This window comes from Pseudomonas coronafaciens pv. oryzae str. 1_6 (assembly GCF_000156995.2).
GTDB lineage: Bacteria > Pseudomonadota > Gammaproteobacteria > Pseudomonadales > Pseudomonadaceae > Aquipseudomonas > Aquipseudomonas tremae.
Genome location: NZ_CP046035.1, coordinates 378,095 through 396,154, shown reverse-complemented (window position 1 = coordinate 396,154; position 18,060 = coordinate 378,095). Strand labels below are relative to the sequence as shown.

20 protein-coding genes are annotated in these 18,060 nt (G+C 61.3%); 19 read left to right on the top strand and 1 reads right to left on the bottom strand.

The genetic code is table 11. From position 1 onward, the window contains the following. Window positions 1–81: 81 nt before the first annotated feature. The gene (locus POR16_RS01880; protein WP_005888269.1) at window positions 82–861 is read right to left on the bottom strand and encodes a ParA family protein; all 780 of its coding nucleotides are present in this window, start codon (window positions 859–861) and stop codon (window positions 82–84) included. Between the two features lie 307 nt (window positions 862–1,168). On the opposite strand from POR16_RS01880, the gene POR16_RS01875 reads away from it, so the two are divergent. From POR16_RS01875 to POR16_RS01785, 19 genes are read left to right on the top strand one after another with little or no spacing between them, the layout of a single operon-like run. Continuing rightward, a complete protein-coding gene (locus POR16_RS01875; protein ID WP_005888268.1) occupies window positions 1,169–1,888 on the top strand; it encodes a beta-ketoacyl synthase chain length factor in 720 nt (239 codons plus the stop codon). Next, window positions 1,864–2,676, top strand: a complete 813-nt coding sequence (locus tag POR16_RS01870) for a lysophospholipid acyltransferase family protein (RefSeq protein ID WP_005888266.1) — start codon at window positions 1,864–1,866, stop codon at window positions 2,674–2,676. Before POR16_RS01875 ends, POR16_RS01870 begins: the two co-directional genes overlap by 25 nt. After that, entirely contained in the window at window positions 2,651–2,914 is a 264-nt protein-coding gene (locus tag POR16_RS01865; RefSeq protein ID WP_005888264.1) for a phosphopantetheine-binding protein, read from the top strand. Before POR16_RS01870 ends, POR16_RS01865 begins: the two co-directional genes overlap by 26 nt. A 2-nt stretch (window positions 2,915–2,916) precedes the next feature. Continuing rightward, on the top strand, window positions 2,917–3,171 hold the full coding sequence (locus POR16_RS01860; protein WP_054989833.1) for an acyl carrier protein: 255 nt from the start codon (window positions 2,917–2,919) through the stop codon (window positions 3,169–3,171). Continuing rightward, on the top strand, window positions 3,168–3,713 hold the full coding sequence (locus POR16_RS01855) for a COG4648 family protein (protein ID WP_005888260.1): 546 nt from the start codon (window positions 3,168–3,170) through the stop codon (window positions 3,711–3,713). Before POR16_RS01860 ends, POR16_RS01855 begins: the two co-directional genes overlap by 4 nt. 10 nt (window positions 3,714–3,723) lie before the next feature. After that, a complete protein-coding gene (locus POR16_RS01850) occupies window positions 3,724–5,406 on the top strand; it encodes an acyl-CoA synthetase family protein (protein ID WP_024690752.1) in 1,683 nt (560 codons plus the stop codon). Next, a complete protein-coding gene (locus POR16_RS01845; protein ID WP_005888256.1) occupies window positions 5,399–6,133 on the top strand; it encodes a glycosyltransferase family 2 protein in 735 nt (244 codons plus the stop codon). Before POR16_RS01850 ends, POR16_RS01845 begins: the two co-directional genes overlap by 8 nt. Further along, a complete protein-coding gene (locus POR16_RS01840) occupies window positions 6,130–7,077 on the top strand; it encodes an LpxL/LpxP family acyltransferase (protein ID WP_005888254.1) in 948 nt (315 codons plus the stop codon). Before POR16_RS01845 ends, POR16_RS01840 begins: the two co-directional genes overlap by 4 nt. Further along, complete coding sequence (locus POR16_RS01835; RefSeq protein ID WP_005888252.1) at window positions 7,061–8,605, top strand: HAL/PAL/TAL family ammonia-lyase; 1,545 nt, start codon at window positions 7,061–7,063, stop codon at window positions 8,603–8,605. Before POR16_RS01840 ends, POR16_RS01835 begins: the two co-directional genes overlap by 17 nt. Continuing rightward, window positions 8,595–9,020, top strand: coding sequence for an acyl-CoA thioesterase (locus POR16_RS01830; RefSeq protein WP_005888250.1), 426 nt, complete (start codon window positions 8,595–8,597; stop codon window positions 9,018–9,020). The genes POR16_RS01835 and POR16_RS01830 overlap by 11 nt, the downstream gene beginning before the upstream one ends. Further along, window positions 9,017–9,631: an outer membrane lipoprotein carrier protein LolA gene (locus POR16_RS01825; protein WP_005888249.1), complete on the top strand. Its 615-nt coding sequence runs from the start codon at window positions 9,017–9,019 to the stop codon at window positions 9,629–9,631. Before POR16_RS01830 ends, POR16_RS01825 begins: the two co-directional genes overlap by 4 nt. Further along, window positions 9,615–12,002, top strand: coding sequence for an MMPL family transporter (locus POR16_RS01820; protein WP_005888248.1), 2,388 nt, complete (start codon window positions 9,615–9,617; stop codon window positions 12,000–12,002). The genes POR16_RS01825 and POR16_RS01820 overlap by 17 nt, the downstream gene beginning before the upstream one ends. After that, window positions 11,989–13,236 (top strand): NAD(P)/FAD-dependent oxidoreductase, encoded by a 1,248-nt coding sequence (locus POR16_RS01815; protein WP_005888247.1) that lies wholly within the window; start codon window positions 11,989–11,991, stop codon window positions 13,234–13,236. Before POR16_RS01820 ends, POR16_RS01815 begins: the two co-directional genes overlap by 14 nt. Then, entirely contained in the window at window positions 13,233–13,964 is a 732-nt protein-coding gene (locus POR16_RS01810; protein ID WP_005888246.1) for a class I SAM-dependent methyltransferase, read from the top strand. Before POR16_RS01815 ends, POR16_RS01810 begins: the two co-directional genes overlap by 4 nt. After that, the gene (locus POR16_RS01805) at window positions 13,964–14,446 is read left to right on the top strand and encodes a hypothetical protein (RefSeq protein ID WP_005888245.1); all 483 of its coding nucleotides are present in this window, start codon (window positions 13,964–13,966) and stop codon (window positions 14,444–14,446) included. Before POR16_RS01810 ends, POR16_RS01805 begins: the two co-directional genes overlap by 1 nt. Beyond that, window positions 14,443–15,639 carry a beta-ketoacyl-[acyl-carrier-protein] synthase family protein gene (locus tag POR16_RS01800; RefSeq protein ID WP_024671184.1) on the top strand — a complete coding sequence of 399 codons (1,197 nt, stop codon included), beginning with the start codon at window positions 14,443–14,445 and terminating at the stop codon, window positions 15,637–15,639. The genes POR16_RS01805 and POR16_RS01800 overlap by 4 nt, the downstream gene beginning before the upstream one ends. Beyond that, window positions 15,636–16,091 carry a hotdog family protein gene (locus POR16_RS01795; RefSeq protein ID WP_005888242.1) on the top strand — a complete coding sequence of 152 codons (456 nt, stop codon included), beginning with the start codon at window positions 15,636–15,638 and terminating at the stop codon, window positions 16,089–16,091. Before POR16_RS01800 ends, POR16_RS01795 begins: the two co-directional genes overlap by 4 nt. Then, window positions 16,088–16,816 carry a 3-oxoacyl-ACP reductase FabG gene (gene fabG, locus POR16_RS01790; protein WP_005888240.1) on the top strand — a complete coding sequence of 243 codons (729 nt, stop codon included), beginning with the start codon at window positions 16,088–16,090 and terminating at the stop codon, window positions 16,814–16,816. The genes POR16_RS01795 and fabG overlap by 4 nt, the downstream gene beginning before the upstream one ends. Next, a complete protein-coding gene (locus tag POR16_RS01785) occupies window positions 16,816–18,042 on the top strand; it encodes a beta-ketoacyl-ACP synthase (protein WP_005888239.1) in 1,227 nt (408 codons plus the stop codon). The genes fabG and POR16_RS01785 overlap by 1 nt, the downstream gene beginning before the upstream one ends. Window positions 18,043–18,060 lie beyond the last annotated feature (18 nt).

Genomic DNA, 18,060 nt, shown 5'->3' with positions numbered 1-18,060 from the left:
GAACTCCTATCGTGCCCACGCTCCAGCGTGGGCACGCATTTCTGGACGCTCTGCGTCCGATTTCGGGTGCGCAATGGCCCATCAAGGATGGGCATTGGTCTCCAGCAAATGATGCAGGTCGACAAACTGTTGCGTCAGTTTGTGGCGTGGGTCTAGGTGGATCAGGGGCAGGTTGACCTGGTGCGATTCACGCATTTTCACCGAAGCATTCAAATAGACCGGCAGCACTGGCAGGCCCTCGGCGATGAGCTCGTCGAGCATCTGCTGCGGCAGGCTGGCCCGCGGCTGAAACTGGTTGACGATGATGCCCTCGACCAGCAGATCCTCGTTGTGATCTTCCTTCAACTCTTCGATTTCACGCAGCAGCCCGTACAGTGCCTGTCGCGAGAAGCTGTCGCAATCGAAAGGGATCAATACGCGATCTGAAGCAATCAGCGCCGAAACCGCATAGAAATTCAGTGCAGGCGGCGTATCGAGATAGATCCGCTCGTAGTCCTCGCTTAGCTCATCCAGCAGTTTGCGAAGCTTGTTGATCTTGTGCTTTGCCTCAAGCTTGGGCTGCAGGTCAGCCAGCTCGGCCGTGGCGGTGACCACGTGCAGATTGTCGAATGGCGTTTCATAGATATCGACGTGGTTTTTCTTGGCGAACGGGGCGGCCGCCAGCGTGTTCTTGAAAAACTCGGCAATCCCCATCGGAATATCGTGGCCAGTCAGGCCGGTAAGGTACTGGGTAGAGTTGGCCTGGGCATCGAGATCGATCAACAGTGTCCGATAGCCTTCGTGAGCGCTGACTGCAGCCAGATTGCAGGCGATGCTGGATTTGCCGACACCGCCCTTCTGATTGAATACCACGCGACGCATGCTTTGGACTCCTCGAAGATGAAGAAACAACAAGAGTGGCCGATAACGACCATAGGTGCATCGATTCTAGGCAGCAGATGTGACAACAACGAGCTTACCCCATACGGAGGGTGTCTGGTTGTCATACACAAAACAGACTCGAACCTTACAATACCTGCCTGTAAACAGTTTTTCATGTAACAAATTTGCTAGTAATGACACCCATCGGGATAATGCGCGCACTCGGGATAATGACCGCACCCAGGCTGATATCGACCTGATATCGATGTAGCGAGAAACATGCCCACAGGGGCGGGAAGGCATAGTCTTGATCACGTTCAACATTGCACGATGGCAGGCTTGGGCCCCGGGCCTGGCAAGCGCGGATGACTGGCAGAAATGGAGTCGTGACCCGACGCCTTTGCAAGACAGTGATGAAGCGCCGGACGTGTCTTTTCTGCCTGCCATGCAGCGCCGACGTCTGGGCCGCATGGCGCGCATGGCGTTTGCAGTTGGCTGGCCATTGACCGAAGGCTACGGGCGAGTGCCGCTGGTGTTCGTATCGCGCCACGGAGAAACCCCGAGAACGTTTGAAATTCTGCGTGACCTGGCCGCAGACGAGCCGCTTTCGCCGACCCAGTTCAGCCTCTCGGTGCATAACGCAGTGATTGGCCTGTGGTCGATAATGCGCGGCGAGACCAGTGAAATGACGGCGTTGGCAGCCGCAGGCGATGGCCTGGAATATGGAGCATTCGAGGCAGCTGCGCTGTTGGCTGAAGGAGCTGAAGCAGTGCTGCTGGTGGTGACCGAAGAGCAACCACCGCAAGCCTATGCCCAATGGATTGATGATGTGCCCTTTCCCTACGCCGTCGGCTTGCTGCTGACGCCTGGCAGCGAGTGGGAATTGTCTTTGCACGGCGACACGCAAGGAACCCGACGGACTCAGTGGCCCCACGCACTGAATCTGCTGCGCGCCTTGCACACTAATCAATCGGCCTGCCTGCACCCCTGGAATAACCGGTTATGGAACTGGCAACGCAGTCACTGAAAAAAGGTCGGGACGCCTATTACTGGCGCCTGCTGGCAACCGGCATCAGTTTCGCCCTGTTCGGGTTGAGCGGCCTGTGCCTTCGATTGTTCGTTTTTCCGGTATTGAGCTGCCTGCCAGGCAGCAAGGCCAGCCACCAGCGGCGCGCGCGACGGACCATCAGCCACCTGTTCTGGCGGTTCATCCGCATCATGGCGCGTATGGGCGTGCTGACCTACGAGGTGCAGGGCGCCGAAAAACTGGGGCGTCCCGGGCAGATGATCATCGCCAATCACCCATCACTGATCGACGTGGTGTTTCTGATCGGTCTGGTGCGTGACGCCAACTGCGTGGTCAAGCGCAGCCTCTGGGAGAACCCGTTCACACGTGGCCCGGTGCGCTCCACCGGATATATCAGCAACGACGGCAGCATGGACATGCTCGACGCCGCAGTGGAGCGCCTGCAAAGCGGCCAGACGCTGATCATCTTTCCTGAGGGCACGCGCACACGGCCCGGTCAGCCGCCGGTCTTTCATCGGGGCGCGGCCGCCATCGCGTTGCGCGGCGCGAGCCTCATCACCCCGGTGACCATTCAGGTACGCCCGACCACCCTGACCAAGGCCGAGCCTTGGTATCGCATTCCGCAACGCCGCGTGCACTTCACTTTTCGCGTCGGTGCCGATATAGACCCAAACGCCTTCAGTTCGCTAGGCCCGCCACCCATAGCGTCCCGCAAGCTCAACGATTACCTGCATGACTATTTCACCAAGGAGCTCGCCTCAGATGAGCGATCTGCACCAGGACATTAAATTGTTGATCATCGATGCCCTGGGCCTCGAAGACATCACTCCGGAGGATATCGGCAACGATATGACGTTGTTCGGCGAAGGACTTGGCCTGGATTCGGTCGATGCACTGGAATTGGGTCTGGCCATCCAGAAGCGCTACGGCATCAGGATCGACGCCGATGCAAAAGACACACGTAACCATTTTGCCAGCGTCGACAGCCTAGCGGCCTTCGTCAGCGCCAACCGGCCTGAGAATTGAACATGCAAACCCGTGAAGACATCTTCGAAATCCTGCGCACCGCAATGGTGGAACTGTTCGAACTGGAGGCCGAGAGGGTCACGCTTGACGCTAACCTCTATCAGGACCTGGAAATCGACAGCATTGACGCCGTGGACTTGATCGACCACATCAAACGCAAGACAGGGAAGAAGATCGCCGCTGAAGAGTTCAAGTCGGTCAAGACCGTGAACGACGTGGTCGAGGCTGTTTACCGACTGGTCAACGCGACCGAATGAAGCGCCTGATCGGGCTGATTCTGGTCCTGGCCGGTGTGCTGTATCCATTTGCCGTCTATTGGGGAACCGAGCACTTCGCTCCGTGGCAGTTTGCGCTGCTGCTGGGAAGCCTGTGGCTCGCCCGCGCGCTTACCGGCGAACGCAAACCCGGCAGCCTGGCAATGGCGCTAGTGGCCCTGGCCTTCTGTGTGGTGCTCGGTGTCGTCGACAGCCACCTGATGCTGCGCTGGTATCCGGTGCTGGTCAGCGCATTCATGCTCAGCCTGTTCGGTTCAAGCCTGATCTACGGGCCACCGATCGTGGAAAAAATGGCGCGCCTGAACCGTCCGGACCTGCCTGAGGCCGGCATCCGCTACACCCGCAGGGTCACGCAGATCTGGTGCGGGTTCTTTCTGTTCAACGGCCTTGCTGCAACGCTGCTGACGTTGTGGGCGCCGTTGTCTTGGTGGACGCTGTACACCGGCCTGATTTCCTACGGGTTGATGGGCGTGCTGTTTGCTGTCGAATGGATCGTCCGCCCTCCCTCTGCGGGCGGCAAATGAAATGGATCGCATGAACTGGTTGAATCTGCAAGACCTGCTGCTGGCCCCACTGCCGGGTCGCCTGCTGACCCAGGCCCCAGAGCTTGACCACGCGCAGTTCTGCCATCAGGCGCTGAGCGTCGCGGCGGACTTGCAGGCACGTGGTGTCAGGCAGATTGCGGTGCATCTGGAAGACGCCGCCGAGCTGGCTGTCGCGTTGTTCGGTGCCTGGCGCGCGGGTGTCCACGTACTGCTGCCCGCCGACCTGCAGGGTCAGACCCGTGAGCGCTGGGCAACTCAGGTAGATCTATGGCTGACCGATCAGCCAGGCGACACGCATCTGCACGACCTGCACGCTGCGCCGCTTGCCCCTGCTGCGCTGGACCTTGACCAGTGCCAGCTTGGCCTGTGTACCTCGGGGTCCAGTGGCGAGCCCAAACTGATTGAAAAGCGCCTTCGACAACTGGCCAACGAAGTCTGCGCACTGGAACAATTGTGGGGCGCAGAACTGGGTGAGGCGTGCATGATCGGCAGCGTCGCGACCCAGCATATTTATGGTTTGCTGTTCCGCCTGCTGTGGCCACTGTGCGCGGCACGCTCCTTTGTTCGCCACCAGTTGCCGTTTGCCGAAGACCTGCAACGCGCCAGTCGCGAGTACCCTTCATTCGCCTGGGTTGCCAGCCCGGCGCTGCTAAAACGCATGGGCGATAACCTCGACTGGGCCAGCCTGAGTGCCGTGCGCAGGGTCTTTTCATCCGGCGGCGTGCTGCCTGCCGACGCCGCGCAGAGCCTGCAACAGCGCCTCGGCCAGTGGCCAACGGAAATTCTCGGCAGTTCGGAAACAGGCGGCATCGCCTGGCGTCAGGGCGAACAGCACTGGCAAGCCTTTGCCGACGTCGAGCTGAGTCAGGACGCTGAAGGCGCATTGCGCATCCGCTCGCCCTACCTGCCGCCCGGTCATACCGAGCAGACCTCTGATGCCGTTCGAATAGGCCAAGACGGGCGTTTCGAGCTGCTGGGCAGACTGGACCGTATCGTCAAACTCGAAGAAAAACGCGTTTCGTTGCCGCTGATCGAGCAAGCTCTCGCGACTCACGAATGGGTGAGTGAAACGCGCCTTGGCGTGGTCCAGGAAAACCGTGCTTCGCTGGGCGCAGTGCTGGTGCTGAGCGATGCGGGCTTGCTGGCCCTGCGCAACCAGGGCCGCCGCGCCCTTACCGAGGTTTTGCGCCAGCACCTGCGGCCGCATTGCGAAACCATCGCGCTGCCGCGGCGCTGGCGTCTGCTGCGGCAGATGCCGCTGAATGCACAGGGCAAACTGCCTCAGGCAGAGGTTGAGGCGCTGCTGCTGGCGCCACGTTCGACACAACCGGAAGTACTCGAACAACAGACCGTCGAAGGCGAACTGCATCTGCAAATGATCGTCCCGCCCGACCTGGCGTTTTTCAGCGGGCACTTCCCCAAGGCGCCGATCCTGCCCGGCGTGGTTCAGGTCGACTGGGCAATCAGCCTGGGCCAGCGACTGCTGGATCTGCCACCCGATTTTGCCGGCATGGAAGTGCTCAAGTTTCAGCAACTGGTTCGCCCCGGCGATCGCCTGAAACTGACCCTGCGCTTCGACGCCGCGCGCTCCAAGCTCCATTTCGCCTTTCACAACAGCAAAAACGCACCCTGCTCCAGTGGCCGAATCCTGCTGGGGGGCAAACATGCATAAGCCCTGCGTCATCATTCCGGTGTTCGATCACGAGTTGGCGGTGCCCAATGTAGTCAAGGCCGTGCGCGACGCCGGCTTGCCCTGCGTACTGGTGGACGACGCCAGCAGCCCGGCCTGCGCCGCCGTGCTGCAACAACTGGCCCGGGGCGACGACATTTACCTGCTGCGCCTGCCGGTCAACCAGGGCAAGGGCGGCGCAGTCATGGCAGGCTTCAGGGAAGCGGCACGCCTGGGTTTCAGCCATGCGTTGCAGGTCGATGCCGACGGCCAGCATGACCTGCGTGACATCCCGGTGTTTCTGGAGCAGTCGCGCCAGTACCCCAATGCGCTGATCTGCGGCTATCCGCAATACGACGACAGCGTGCCTAAAGGCCGCTTGTACGCTCGCTACCTCACCCACGTCTGGGTGTGGATCAATACGCTGTCGTTGCAGATTCGCGATTCGATGTGCGGCTTCCGCCTCTACCCGCTGGCGCCTGTGCTGACCCTGATCAACCATGTAAACATCGGCAAGCGCATGGACTTCGATTCGGAAATCCTCGTGCGCCTGTCATGGCGGGGGCAGGCGATGCGCTGGCTGCCGACCCGCGTTCATTATCCGCAGGACGGGCTGTCGCATTTCCGGCTGTTTCATGACAACGCGCTGATCTCGAAAATGCACGCCAAACTGTTCTTCGGCATGCTGATCCGATCGCCGATGATTGTTCGCCGCAGGTGGCGTTCATGAGCCTCAACAAGCCCCCCAAAGAACATTGGGCCAGTCACGAAGAGCGCGGCAGTTTCATGCTCATGAAACTCACCGCCTGGGGCATGCGTGTACTGGGCCGGCGCCTGCTCAGCCCGGTGCTGTATGGCATCGTCTTGTATTTCTTTGTGTTCGGTCGACGTGCCCGGAGCAGCATCTGGCAATACCAGCAGCGGTTGTCTGACTGGAGCGCCAGACCCGAACTACAACCCAGCCAGAGGCGGGTGTTCGGCCAGTTCATGGCCTTTGCCGAAGCGTTGCTCGACAAGCTCGATGTGTGGAACGGCAGGCTGGGCCTCGACCAGATCGAAATCGTCGACCGCGGCATGATCCGCCAGAACCTGCGCGGCGAACGCGGCCAGATGCTGGTGGGTGCGCACCTGGGCAACCTTGAAGTATGCCGCGCACTGGCCGAACTCGGCGAAAAGATCACCATGAACGTGCTGGTACACACCAAGCACGCCGAACGCTTCAATCGTCTGCTGGGCGAGGCTGGCGCGACCAACCTGCGGCTGATTCAGGTCAGCGAGCTGGACCCGGCGATCATGTTGCAATTGAGCCAGCGGCTGGACGAAGGCGAGTGGCTGGCGATTGCCGGCGACCGTGTTGCCTTGCATGGCGGACGCAATGTGCGGGTTGATTTCCTCGGCCATTCCGCCGCTTTTCCGCAAGGCCCGTGGTTGCTGGCCGGCCTGCTCAAATGCCCGGTCAACCTGTTCTTCTGCCTTAAAGGCACGCAGGGTTATCGAGTGATTCTTGAACCGTTCGCCGAGGCAATCGAATGGCGCCGCAGTGACCGCCCTCAGGTGATCGCCCTCTGGGCCACGCGCTACGCCGAGCGGCTTGGGCATTACTGCCTGGAGGCGCCGCAACAGTGGTTCAATTTCTACCCGTTCTGGAAATCCGACGATGAACCAAGCTCCTGATCCGATCACGTTCGGCGAACATGCCTTGCGTATCGAAGACGTGTTGACCCTGGCCAATCGCCAGACACCCGGCGTGCTGCAGAACGACGCCGCGTTTCGCGCACGCATCGCACGGGGCGCAAGGTTTCTGGACTCGTTGCTGGCCAGGGAAGGCGTTATCTACGGCGTCACTACCGGTTACGGCGACTCCTGCGTGGTAGCCGTGCCGCTGGAGCATGTGGAGGCACTGCCACGTCATCTGTACACCTTTCACGGCTGCGGGCTGGGCAAGTTGCTGGATGAGCAAACAACCCGAGCAGTGCTGGCAGCGCGCTTGCAGTCATTGTGTCAGGGCGTTTCCGGGGTCAGGATCGAACTGCTCGAGCGTTTGCAGGCGTTTATCGATGAGGACGTCCTGCCGCTGATCCCGGAAGAAGGCTCGGTAGGCGCAAGTGGCGATCTGACGCCGCTGTCCTATGTAGCCGCGACCCTGTCCGGCGAGCGCGACGTCATGTTTCGCGGTGAACTCCGGCAGGCCGTTGATGTACATCGCGAGCTGGGCTGGACACCGCTGGTGCTGCGTCCCAAAGAGGCGCTGGCGCTGATGAACGGCACCGCAGTCATGACCGGCATTGCCTGCCTGGCGTTTGCCCGCGCCGATTACCTGCTGCAACTGGCAACCCGTATCACCGCCATGAACGTGGTGGCACTGCAAGGCAACCCGGAGCATTTCGACGAACGCCTGTTCGCCGCCAAGCCGCATCCCGGCCAGATGCAAGTGGCGGCGTGGCTGCGCCAGGACCTCGCCATCGACGCGCCGACCGCCCCATTGCACCGTTTGCAGGACCGCTACTCACTGCGCTGCGCGCCGCATGTGCTGGGCGTGCTGGCTGACAGCCTGAACTGGTTGCGCTCGTTCATCGAGATCGAACTGAACAGCGTCAACGACAACCCGATCATCGACGCCGAAGCCGAACGCGTGTTGCACGGTGGGCACTTCTACGGTGGGCATATCGCCTTTGCGATGGACAGCCTGAAAACCCTGGTGGCCAATGTGGCGGACCTGCTTGACCGACAACTGGCGCTGCTGGTCGACGAGCGCTATAACCACGGTCTGCCAAGCAACCTGTCAGGTGCCAGCGCCGAGCGGGCAATGCTCAATCACGGCTTCAAGGCGGTGCAGATCGGCACCAGCGCCTGGACTGCCGAAGCGTTGAAAAACACCATGCCGGCCAGCGTGTTCTCGCGCTCCACCGAGTGCCACAATCAGGACAAAGTGAGCATGGGCACCATCGCCGCGCGGGACGCCATCCGGGTGCTGGAACTGACCGAACAGGTGGCCGCGGCTACGCTGATCGCTGCCAATCAGGGCATCTGGCTGCGCAGCAAGGCTGCCGATGCGCGGCCGCTGCCGCCGGCCCTGGCCGCCATGCACGATCAGTTGAGCAAGGATTTCGCCCCTGTCATAGAGGACCGGGCACTGGAAGGCGAATTGCGCCTGTGCCTGAAACACATCGCCAACCGCCGCTGGAGGTTGCATGCGCAGTAAAGGCTTTCTGCACGTCGACACCGAAATCGTGGTGCCGTTTTTCGACGTCGACATGATGAACATCGTCTGGCACGGCAACTACGTCAAATACCTTGAGGTCGCGCGCTGCGCTTTGCTGGACCATATCGGGCATAACTACATGCAGATGCTCGAATCCGGTTATGGTTGGCCAGTGATCGACCTGCAATTGCGCTACGTGCGAAGCACCGTGTTCGGCCAGACGCTGAACGTGCGCGCCAGTCTGGTGGAATGGGAGAACCGTCTGAAGATCAACTACCTGATCACCGATGCACACACCGGGGAGCGACTGACGCGCGCCAGTACGGTGCAGGTCGCCGTGGACAGCCAAAGCCGCGAGATGCAGATGGTCTCGCCTCAGGTCTTTATCGATGCCGTAAAGAGAGCCCTGCCATGACCCGACCGTTTCGTACGTTGCTGCTGCTGGGTTTGCTGGGCCTGTCTTCACTGGCCCAGGCTTTCGACCTGCAGCAGTTGAGCGACCAGCTCGCCAAACCTGCGGTGGTGCAAGGCCGCTTCATTCAGGAAAAGCATTTGCGCGCCCTGCCGCAGCCGCTGCTCAGCAAAGGGCGCTTTGTCCTCGCCAGAGATTTCGGCCTGCTCTGGTTGCTGGAGACACCGCTGAAACAGGATTACCGCATCACGGCCAGCGGCATTTCCCGCCGTGAAACCGTCGGCGACGTCAGCACCTGGAAACCGGTGCCGAACAAGAACGCCGGTGCCGAGCAGAACCGCCTGTTCCTCTCCGTGCTGCAGGGTGACAGCAGCGGCCTGCAACGGGATTTCGACTTGCAGCTCAAAGGCGATGCGAGTGCATGGCAACTGACTCTGGTGCCGCGCTCGCTGTTGCTGCAACAGGTCTTCAAGCAGATCAACATCGATGGCGGCGAGCTGGTCCAGCGGATCGAACTGCTGGAAACCCAGGGCGACAGCACGGTTCTGAAAATGATCGACAGCAGCAGCGCCCCGGCCCTGACAGATGCGCAGCGTAATGACTTCAGCAACTGAGCGGCGACTGCCGCGACTATTCCTGCTGATTCTGGCAGGCATTCTGGCGCTGGCCGTCTGGCAATGGCACGACCGTTCGCCGCTGTCGGCCAACCTCATGGAGCTGGTGCCGGGCACTGACAACGATGCGCTGGTAGAGAGCGCTGAAAAGCGCATGCAAGAGCCGCTCAACCGCGAAATGCTGGTGCTGGTGGGGCATACAGATCGCCAGCAAGCCGTCGAGCTGGCCCGCAAACTGGGCGAGCAATGGCAGGCGAGCGGTCTGTTCGAGAAGGTTCAGTGGACGCTGCAGGCTGACCTGCCGGCTTTGCGCACCCAGTTGCTGAAAGGCCGTATTGCGATGTTGCCGGCAGCGGATCGGGCCCTGTTGATCGAAGACCCGAAAACCTTCATCGAGCAACGCGTGCAGACCCTGTTCGACCCGTTCGCCGGTTTCAGCCTGGTGCCGAGCCAGGATGACTGGCTGGGCCTTACCGGACGCATTCAGAACGGCCTGCCAAAACAGGGCTCGGTCGAACCCGACTTGGCCAGTGGCGCGTTGATTGCTACCGCCGAGGGCAAAAGCTGGGTGCTGCTGCGCTCGCGAACCCGCAGTGATGCGTTCGACATGCACCTGCCCGGTCAGGTCGCCGACCTGCTGGCGCAGGCCCGAGTGCAGGCGAGCGACGCCGGTGGCCAGTTGCTTGCAGCCAGCGGCCTGCTTTACGCGGCAGACGGCCAGAAGCAGGCCAGCCGGGAAATTACTTGGGTTGGCGGCGGTGCTACGGCAGGTATTTTGTTACTGCTGTTGCTGGCCTTCCGGCGCTGGAGTGTGCTGCTGGCATTCGTCCCGGTGGTGGTCGGCATGCTGTTTGGCGCAGTCGCCTGCGTGGCATTTTTCGGCAACATGCATGTCATGACATTGGTGCTGGGCTCCAGCCTGATCGGCGTGGCCGTGGATTACCCGCTGCATTACCTGTCCAAAAGCTGGAGCATGAAGCCTTGGCGCAGCTGGCCTGCGTTGCGCCTGACGCTGCCCGGCCTGAGCCTGAGCCTGATCACCAGCTGCATCGGCTACCTTGCACTGGCCTGGACGCCCTTCCCGGCACTGACGCAAATTGCTGTGTTCTCGGCTGCAGGCCTTGTGGGCGCCTACCTGACAGCGGTGTGCCTGCTGCCCGCGCTGCTCGCAAACGTAGAGATCCGTCCTGCGCAATGGCCATTGAGGCTGGCACAGCAGATGCTCGATTGCCGGGCTGCACTGCTGCAACGCATCAACACGCCGATCCTGCTGGTACTGCTGCTGGCCTTTTGTGCCGGAGGCATCTGGCACCTGACCACCAAGAACGATATCCGCCAATGGGTAGCTGCCCCTCAGGCGCTGACCGACGAAGCCCAGACCATCGCGCAAATCACCGGCTATCAACCGACCAGCCAGTTCTTTCTGGTGCGCGGCAAGGATCAGCAGCAGTTGCTGGATCGCCAGACGGCGTTGACCCAGCGGCTTGATCAACTGGTGAGCATGGACAAGCTGCAGGGCTACATGGCGATCAACCAGTTGCTCGACTCGCCGGCCGAGCAGCAGGCGACCCGCGACGCTCTGAGCAAACTGCCGCAGTACTGGGAGCCGCTGGTGCAACTCGGCGTGCCGGCCAACGCCTTGAAGGCCGAACTCGCCCAACTGCAGGCCCTGCCGAAGCAAGACATCGATGGTGCGCTGCAAGGCCCGCTGAGCGAGCCGTGGCGCACACTCTGGCTGGGCGCCATCGACAACCCTGAAGGCGGCGTTGCGGGAATCGTCAGCCTGCGCGGCCTGAACAGCATGGCGTTATTGCGCGTGCAGGCTATCGGGCTGGAAGGCGTGCAACTGGTTGACCGCCTTGGCGAACTCAATGACGTGTTCGCTCACACGCAGATCAGCGCCGCCGAGCTGAAACTGGCTTCATGCCTGTTGATCGTCCTGCTGCTGATTGTCCCGTTCGGCTTCAATGGCGCATTGCGCATCGTCGCGCTGCCTCTGCTGGCAGCGTTGTGCAGCCTCGCCAGCCTGGGTTGGCTTGGCCAGCCGTTGACCCTGTTCAGCCTGTTCGGCCTGCTGTTGGTCACCGCAATCAGCGTCGATTACGCCATCCTGATGCGCGAACAGGTCGGAGGGGCCGCAGTCAGCCTGCTTGGCACGCTGCTGGCGGCCGTCACCACCTGGCTGTCGTTCGGCCTGCTGGCGGTTTCCGGCACTCCGGCGATCAGCAATTTCGGGCTATCGGTCAGCCTGGGGCTGGCCTTCAGCTTTTTGCTCGCACCGTGGGCCAGCCCGCGTCAAGACACTCATGTGCCCTTATCGTCCTCCCCTGCCTCCGTCAAATCGGAAAGGAACAGCCGTGCCCATCATTGATAGGGAAATGCGTCAGGTCGTGGTCATCGGTGCCGGCCCCGCCGGTTCGATTGCGGCCGCGCTGCTAAAGCGCCAGGGTCATGACGTGCTGATCATCGAGCGCCAGCTTTTTCCGCGTTTTTCGATCGGCGAAAGCCTGCTCTGTCATTGCCTGGACTTCGTCGAAGAGGCGGGAATGCTCGACGCGGTGCAGGCTGCCGGTTTCCAGCGCAAGAATGGCGCAGCCTTCGCGCGCGGCGAGCAGTACAGCGATTTCGATTTCGGAGACACCTTCAGTCACGGCAAGCCCACCACCTTCCAGGTACAGCGCAGTGAGTTCGATAAACTGCTGGCCGATCAGGCCGAGCTGCAAGGTGTGGAGATTCGCTATGAGGAGGAAATCATCAGCGCAGACGTCGATGGCACGCAGCCTGTATTGCGGGTTAAGCGCGCAGATGGCAGCCAATACAGCGTGCAGTCTGCCTTTGTGCTGGACGCCAGCGGCTACGGTCGCGTGCTGCCGCGCCTGCTGGACCTGGAAGCACCTTCGGGTTTTCCGGTACGTCAGGCAGTGTTCACGCATGTCGAAGATCACATCGACAGCCCACCTTTTGATCGTCAGAAAATCCTTGTCAGCATCCACCCGCAGCACAGCGACGTGTGGTTCTGGACGATCCCGTTCAGCGAGGGCCGTTGCTCGGTGGGCGTGGTGGCCTGCGCCGAGCGCTTCAAGGACAAGCCCGACGACCTGGACGCCTGCCTGCGAGCCTTTATCGATGAAACACCGCAACTGGCGAATGTGCTGAAAAATGCCGTCTGGGATACGCCTGCCAGAACCATCGGCGGCTACTCTGCCAACGTCAAAACGCTGCACGGCAAGGGCTTCGCGCTGCTGGGCAACGCTGCAGAGTTCCTCGATCCGGTGTTCTCTTCGGGCGTGACCATCGCCATGCGTTCAGCGAGCATGGCGGCCGGCGTCCTGAGCCGGCAGTTGCAGGGCGAGCCTGTGGATTGGGAAAGCGAATTTGCCATCCCGCTGAAACGTGGCATCGACACCTTCCGGGCCTATGTCGAAGGCTGGTACGACGGCACCTTCCAGAGCGTCATCTTCTACCCCGGCAGCGCTCCGGACATTCGCCGCATGATCAGCTCGATTCTGGCCGGCTATGCTTGGGACGAGCGCAACCCGTTCGTCAGCGAACCCAAGCGACGCCTGCGCACGCTGTCGGAAATCTGTGCGGACAGTGGCTCATGACTCGACCGTTCCTGAGCGACAGCTACGTCGAGGAAACCCGCTTCGGGCTGTGGTTTCTGCGCAGCCATACCTGGCAACACCGCGTGCTGCGCGTCGCGATCGACGACCTGCGCACGCTGTTTTCAAGCCCGCCACCGGTTGCGCCGGTCTTGCTGGATGCCGGTTGCGGGCAGGGCAAGTCGTTCCAGCACCTGAGCAAGGTCTTCAAGCCGTCCAGGCTGATCGGTGTCGACGCCGATCCGCACAGCCTGAGCATGAGCCGCCAGGAAGCGGTTGCCAAAGGCATTGAGGTGGAGCTGATCGGCAGTGACTGCGCCGCCCTGCAATTGCCGGATGCCAGCGTCGATCTGCTGTTCTGTCATCAGACCTTCCATCATCTGGTCGAGCAGGAACAAGCGCTGGTCGAGTTTTTCAGGGTACTCAAGCCGGGCGGTTATCTGTTGTTCGCAGAGTCCACCGAGGCCTATATCGACACCTGGGTGATTCGCTGGCTGTTCCGTCACCCTATGCACGTTCAGAAAAGCGCCGATCAGTATCTGGACATGCTCCGCGAGCAGGGCTTCGAATTCGCCGCACATAATGTTTCCTACCCTTACCTGTGGTGGAGCCGTGCCAGGGATTTCGGCTTGCTGGAAGCCCTGAAACTGCGCAAGCCCAAACCATTCGGGCAACGAGAAGAAACCCTCGTCAATGTCGTGGCCCAAAAACCGTTGCGAGGTGACGCCTGATGATCCGACTGCTGTTGCTGGCCTTTCTGTTGCTTGGCGGCTGCGCTGCACAGGCGCCACTGCCTGCTACCCCGCCGACCCTGCAATTGCCGATGCAACTGCACATCGAACGTCATCAGGCGGAGCAGAGTCAGGACTGGGTGCTGGTCATCCAGCGCGAACCGACCGGGCTGCGTTGGTCGATGATGGACCCGATGGGCATTCCTCAGGCACGCCAGCTGCTGATCAACGGAGAGTGGCAGGCCGATGGTCTGCTGCCGCCCAACCCCGAGGCCCGCGAATTGTTTGCGGCATTGATGTTTGCCATGACGCCTGATCTGGAAATGCATGGCCGCTATCCCACGGCTTATCGCCAAGGCATGCAGCGCCGCCTGGATGACCGCTGGCTGGTTGAATACCAGTCGGCCAACGCGTTCACCATCCGCCTCAAGGACCATCTGAGCTACAAAGTGACCCCGCTTAACAACGGGACCGCGCCATGACCGCCTACCTCAATGCGCTCGGGGTCATCTGTTCGCTGGGTGCAAGTCGAGAAGAAGTATCGCGCAGGCTGTTTGCCGGTGACAGCTCAGGCATGGTGGTCGAGAGCGGCTGGGTGCCAGAGCGTGCGCTGCCAGTCGGGGCGGTAAAGGCCGAACTGCCAGCCATGCCGCCAGCCATGAGTTCGCAACACAGCCGCAACAACCAGTTGCTGCTGGCCGCCGCCTTGCAAATCGAAGACGATATTCGGCTGGCCATCGAACGCTTCGGTGCAGCGCGCATCGGCGTCATCATCGGCACCAGCACTTCCGGCATCGACGAAGCGAGTAGCAGCATGGCGATCTGGCTGCGTGATAAAGCGTTCCCCGAACACTACGATTATCGCCAGCAGGAGCTGGGCGCACCGGCTGGTTTCCTTGCCAGCTGGCTGCAATTGACCGGCCCGGCCTACGTGATTTCCACGGCCTGCACATCCAGCGCACGCGCATTGCTCAGTGCTCGTCGGGCGCTGGACATGGGCCTGTGCGACGCAGTGCTGTGTGGCGGCGTCGACAGCCTGTGCAAGCTGACCCTCAACGGTTTCTCGGCGCTCGAAGCAATGTCGCCCCAGCTGTGCAATCCATTCTCGCGTCATCGAAACGGGATCAATATCGGCGAGGCGGCCGCGCTGTTTCTCATGACCCGAGAAGCTGGCAGCACGCATTCGGTTGCGCTGTTGGGCGCGGGCGCAAGTTGCGATGCTCACCACATATCAGCCCCCGAACCCAGCGGACGTGGCGCACAGAACGCCATGTTGCAGGCGTTGAGCAATGCCCGACTGGACGCCGCACAGATCGGCTATCTGAACCTGCATGGCACAGCAACGCCGCTCAACGATGCGATGGAAAGCCGTGCGGTGCAGGCCGTGTTCCCGGAGGGTGTGCCCTGCTCTTCGACCAAACCACTCAGCGGCCACACACTGGGCGCGGCCGGGGCGCTGGAAGCCGCCTTTTGCTGGCTGAGTCTGGCGCCGCACAACAGCCAACAGGCCCTGCCGCCACACGTGTGGGACGGCGAGGCAGACCCACAGCTGCCTGCCCTGCAATGGACACTGCCGGGCACTCGCCTGGCCTCTGCCGACGCTCGCTACATGATGAGCAATTCCTTTGCCTTCGGTGGCAACAACATCAGCCTGATTATCGGAGATGCCCCATGACCGAGTGGCCGCTCGCCGAACTTATTCCCCACGCTGGCGACATGATCCTTATCGATCAGGTGCTGGACTTTGACGCAGAGCAGATTCACACCCGTCTGACCGTGCGCGCCGACGGCCTGTTCAATCAGGCGGACGGCAGCCTGCCCGCCTGGCTCGGCGTAGAACTCATGGCACAAAGCGTGGCGGCCTTTGCCGGCTGCCAGGCGCGTATCAAGGGCGAAGCGGTCAAGCTGGGTTTTCTGCTCGGCAGCCGCAAGTTCGAATGCAATGTGGCGCGCTTCCCTCTGGGCAGCGAACTGCATATTCATGCCATACGCTCGCTGCAGGATGACAGCGGCATGGGCGTCTTCGAATGCACCCTGACCGGCCCGGACATCACAGCGTTTGCCCGCCTCAATGTATATTGCCCAACCAACACTGCTGATTACCTGGCTGAAGGAGCCCCGGCATGACTGAATCGATACTGGTCACCGGCTCCAGCCGTGGCATCGGCCGCGCCATCGCCTTGCGTCTGGCACAGGCCGGCTATGACCTGATCTTGCATTGCCGCACCGGGCGCAGTGAAGCCGAGGCCGTGCAGGCCGAAGTACTCGCCTTGGGACGTCAGGCACGGGTTCTGCAATTCGACGTCTCGGACCGCGCCGCCTGCAAGACGATTCTGGAAGAGGACGTGGAAACCCACGGTGCGTATTACGGCGTGGTGCTCAACGCCGGTCTGACCCGCGATGGCGCCTTTCCGGCACTCAGCGAGGACGACTGGGATCAGGTGCTGCGGACCAATCTGGACGGTTTCTACAATGTCCTGCATCCACTGACGATGCCGATGATTCGCCGTCGTGCTGCAGGCCGAATTGTGTGTATCACCTCGGTCTCGGGCCTGATCGGCAACCGTGGGCAGGTCAATTACAGCGCGTCCAAGGCAGGTCTGATCGGCGCTGCCAAAGCACTGGCCATTGAACTGGGCAAGCGCAAGATTACCGTCAACTGCGTAGCGCCGGGGCTGATCGACACAGCGATGCTCGACGAGAACGTTCCCGTGGATGAACTGATGAAAATGATCCCGGCACAGCGCATGGGCACGCCCGAAGAAGTTGCTGGCGCTGTGAATTTTCTGATGTCGGCGGAAGCCAGTTACATTACCCGACAGGTGCTGGCCGTCAATGGAGGGTTGTGCTGATGAAGCGTGTGGTGGTCACCGGTATGTCCGGCATTACCTCAGTGGGCAGCGACTGGGCCACCATCAATGCGAGTTTCACGGCCAACCGCAGCGGCATTCGCCGGATGGACGAATGGGACCGTTTCATCGAGCTGAATACTCGCCTGGCTGGCCCCATCGACGATTTCGCCGTGCCTGCGCACTGGACGCGCAAGCAGTTGCGCAGCATGGGCCGTGTCTCGCGGCTGGCAGTGGGCGCCGCCGAACAGGCGCTGATCATCGCCGGGCTGCTGAATGACCCGATCATTCGCGACGGCCGCATGGGCACAGCCTGCGGCTCATCCACCGGCAGCACCGACGAGATCAAGGCCTTCGGCAACATGTTGATCAACTCGGTGGCGCTGGACCTGAATGCCAATTCGTATGTGCGCATGATGCCGCACACAACGGCGGCCAACATCAGTATCTTTTTCGGCCTGACCGGACGCCTGATCCCGACCTCCAGCGCCTGCACCAGCGGCAGCCAGGGCATCGGTTACGCCTACGAAGCGATCAAATTCGGGCGTTTGCCCTTAATGCTGGCAGGCGGTGCCGAAGAACTGTGCCCGACCGAAGCGATGGTGTTCGACGCACTGTACGCGACCAGCCTGAAGAACGATGCACCGCACACCACGCCGCGTCCTTACGACAGCGGGCGCGATGGGCTAGTCATCGGTGAGGGCAGCGGCATGCTGGTGCTTGAAGAACTTGAACACGCCCAGGCACGCGGTGCGCCGATCTATGCCGAGGTAGTCGGCTTTGGCAGCAATGCCGACGGCGCTCACAGCACCCGGCCAGAACAAACCACCATGCGCCGCGCCATGGAGCTGGCCCTGGAAGATGCGGGCTTGCCGCCGGACGCCATCGGCTACGTCAACGGGCACGGCACGGCCACCGAACAAGGCGACATAGCCGAAACCCTGGCCACCAGCAGCCTGTTCGGCCCACGCATGCCGCTCAGTTCCCAGAAAAGCTTCCTCGGCCACACCTTGGGCGCATGCGGCGCACTCGAATCATGGTTCAGCATCGAAATGCTCAACAGCGACCGATATATCCACACCCTGAACCTGACTGACATTGACCCACAATGCGGGGAACTGGACTACATCGTCGGCGAACCCCGGAAGATGAGTAACGAATACGTCATGAACAACAACTTTGCCTTTGGCGGAGTAAATACATCGTTGATCTTCAAGCGTTGGGGTTGAGAGGTAGTCCATACGCAG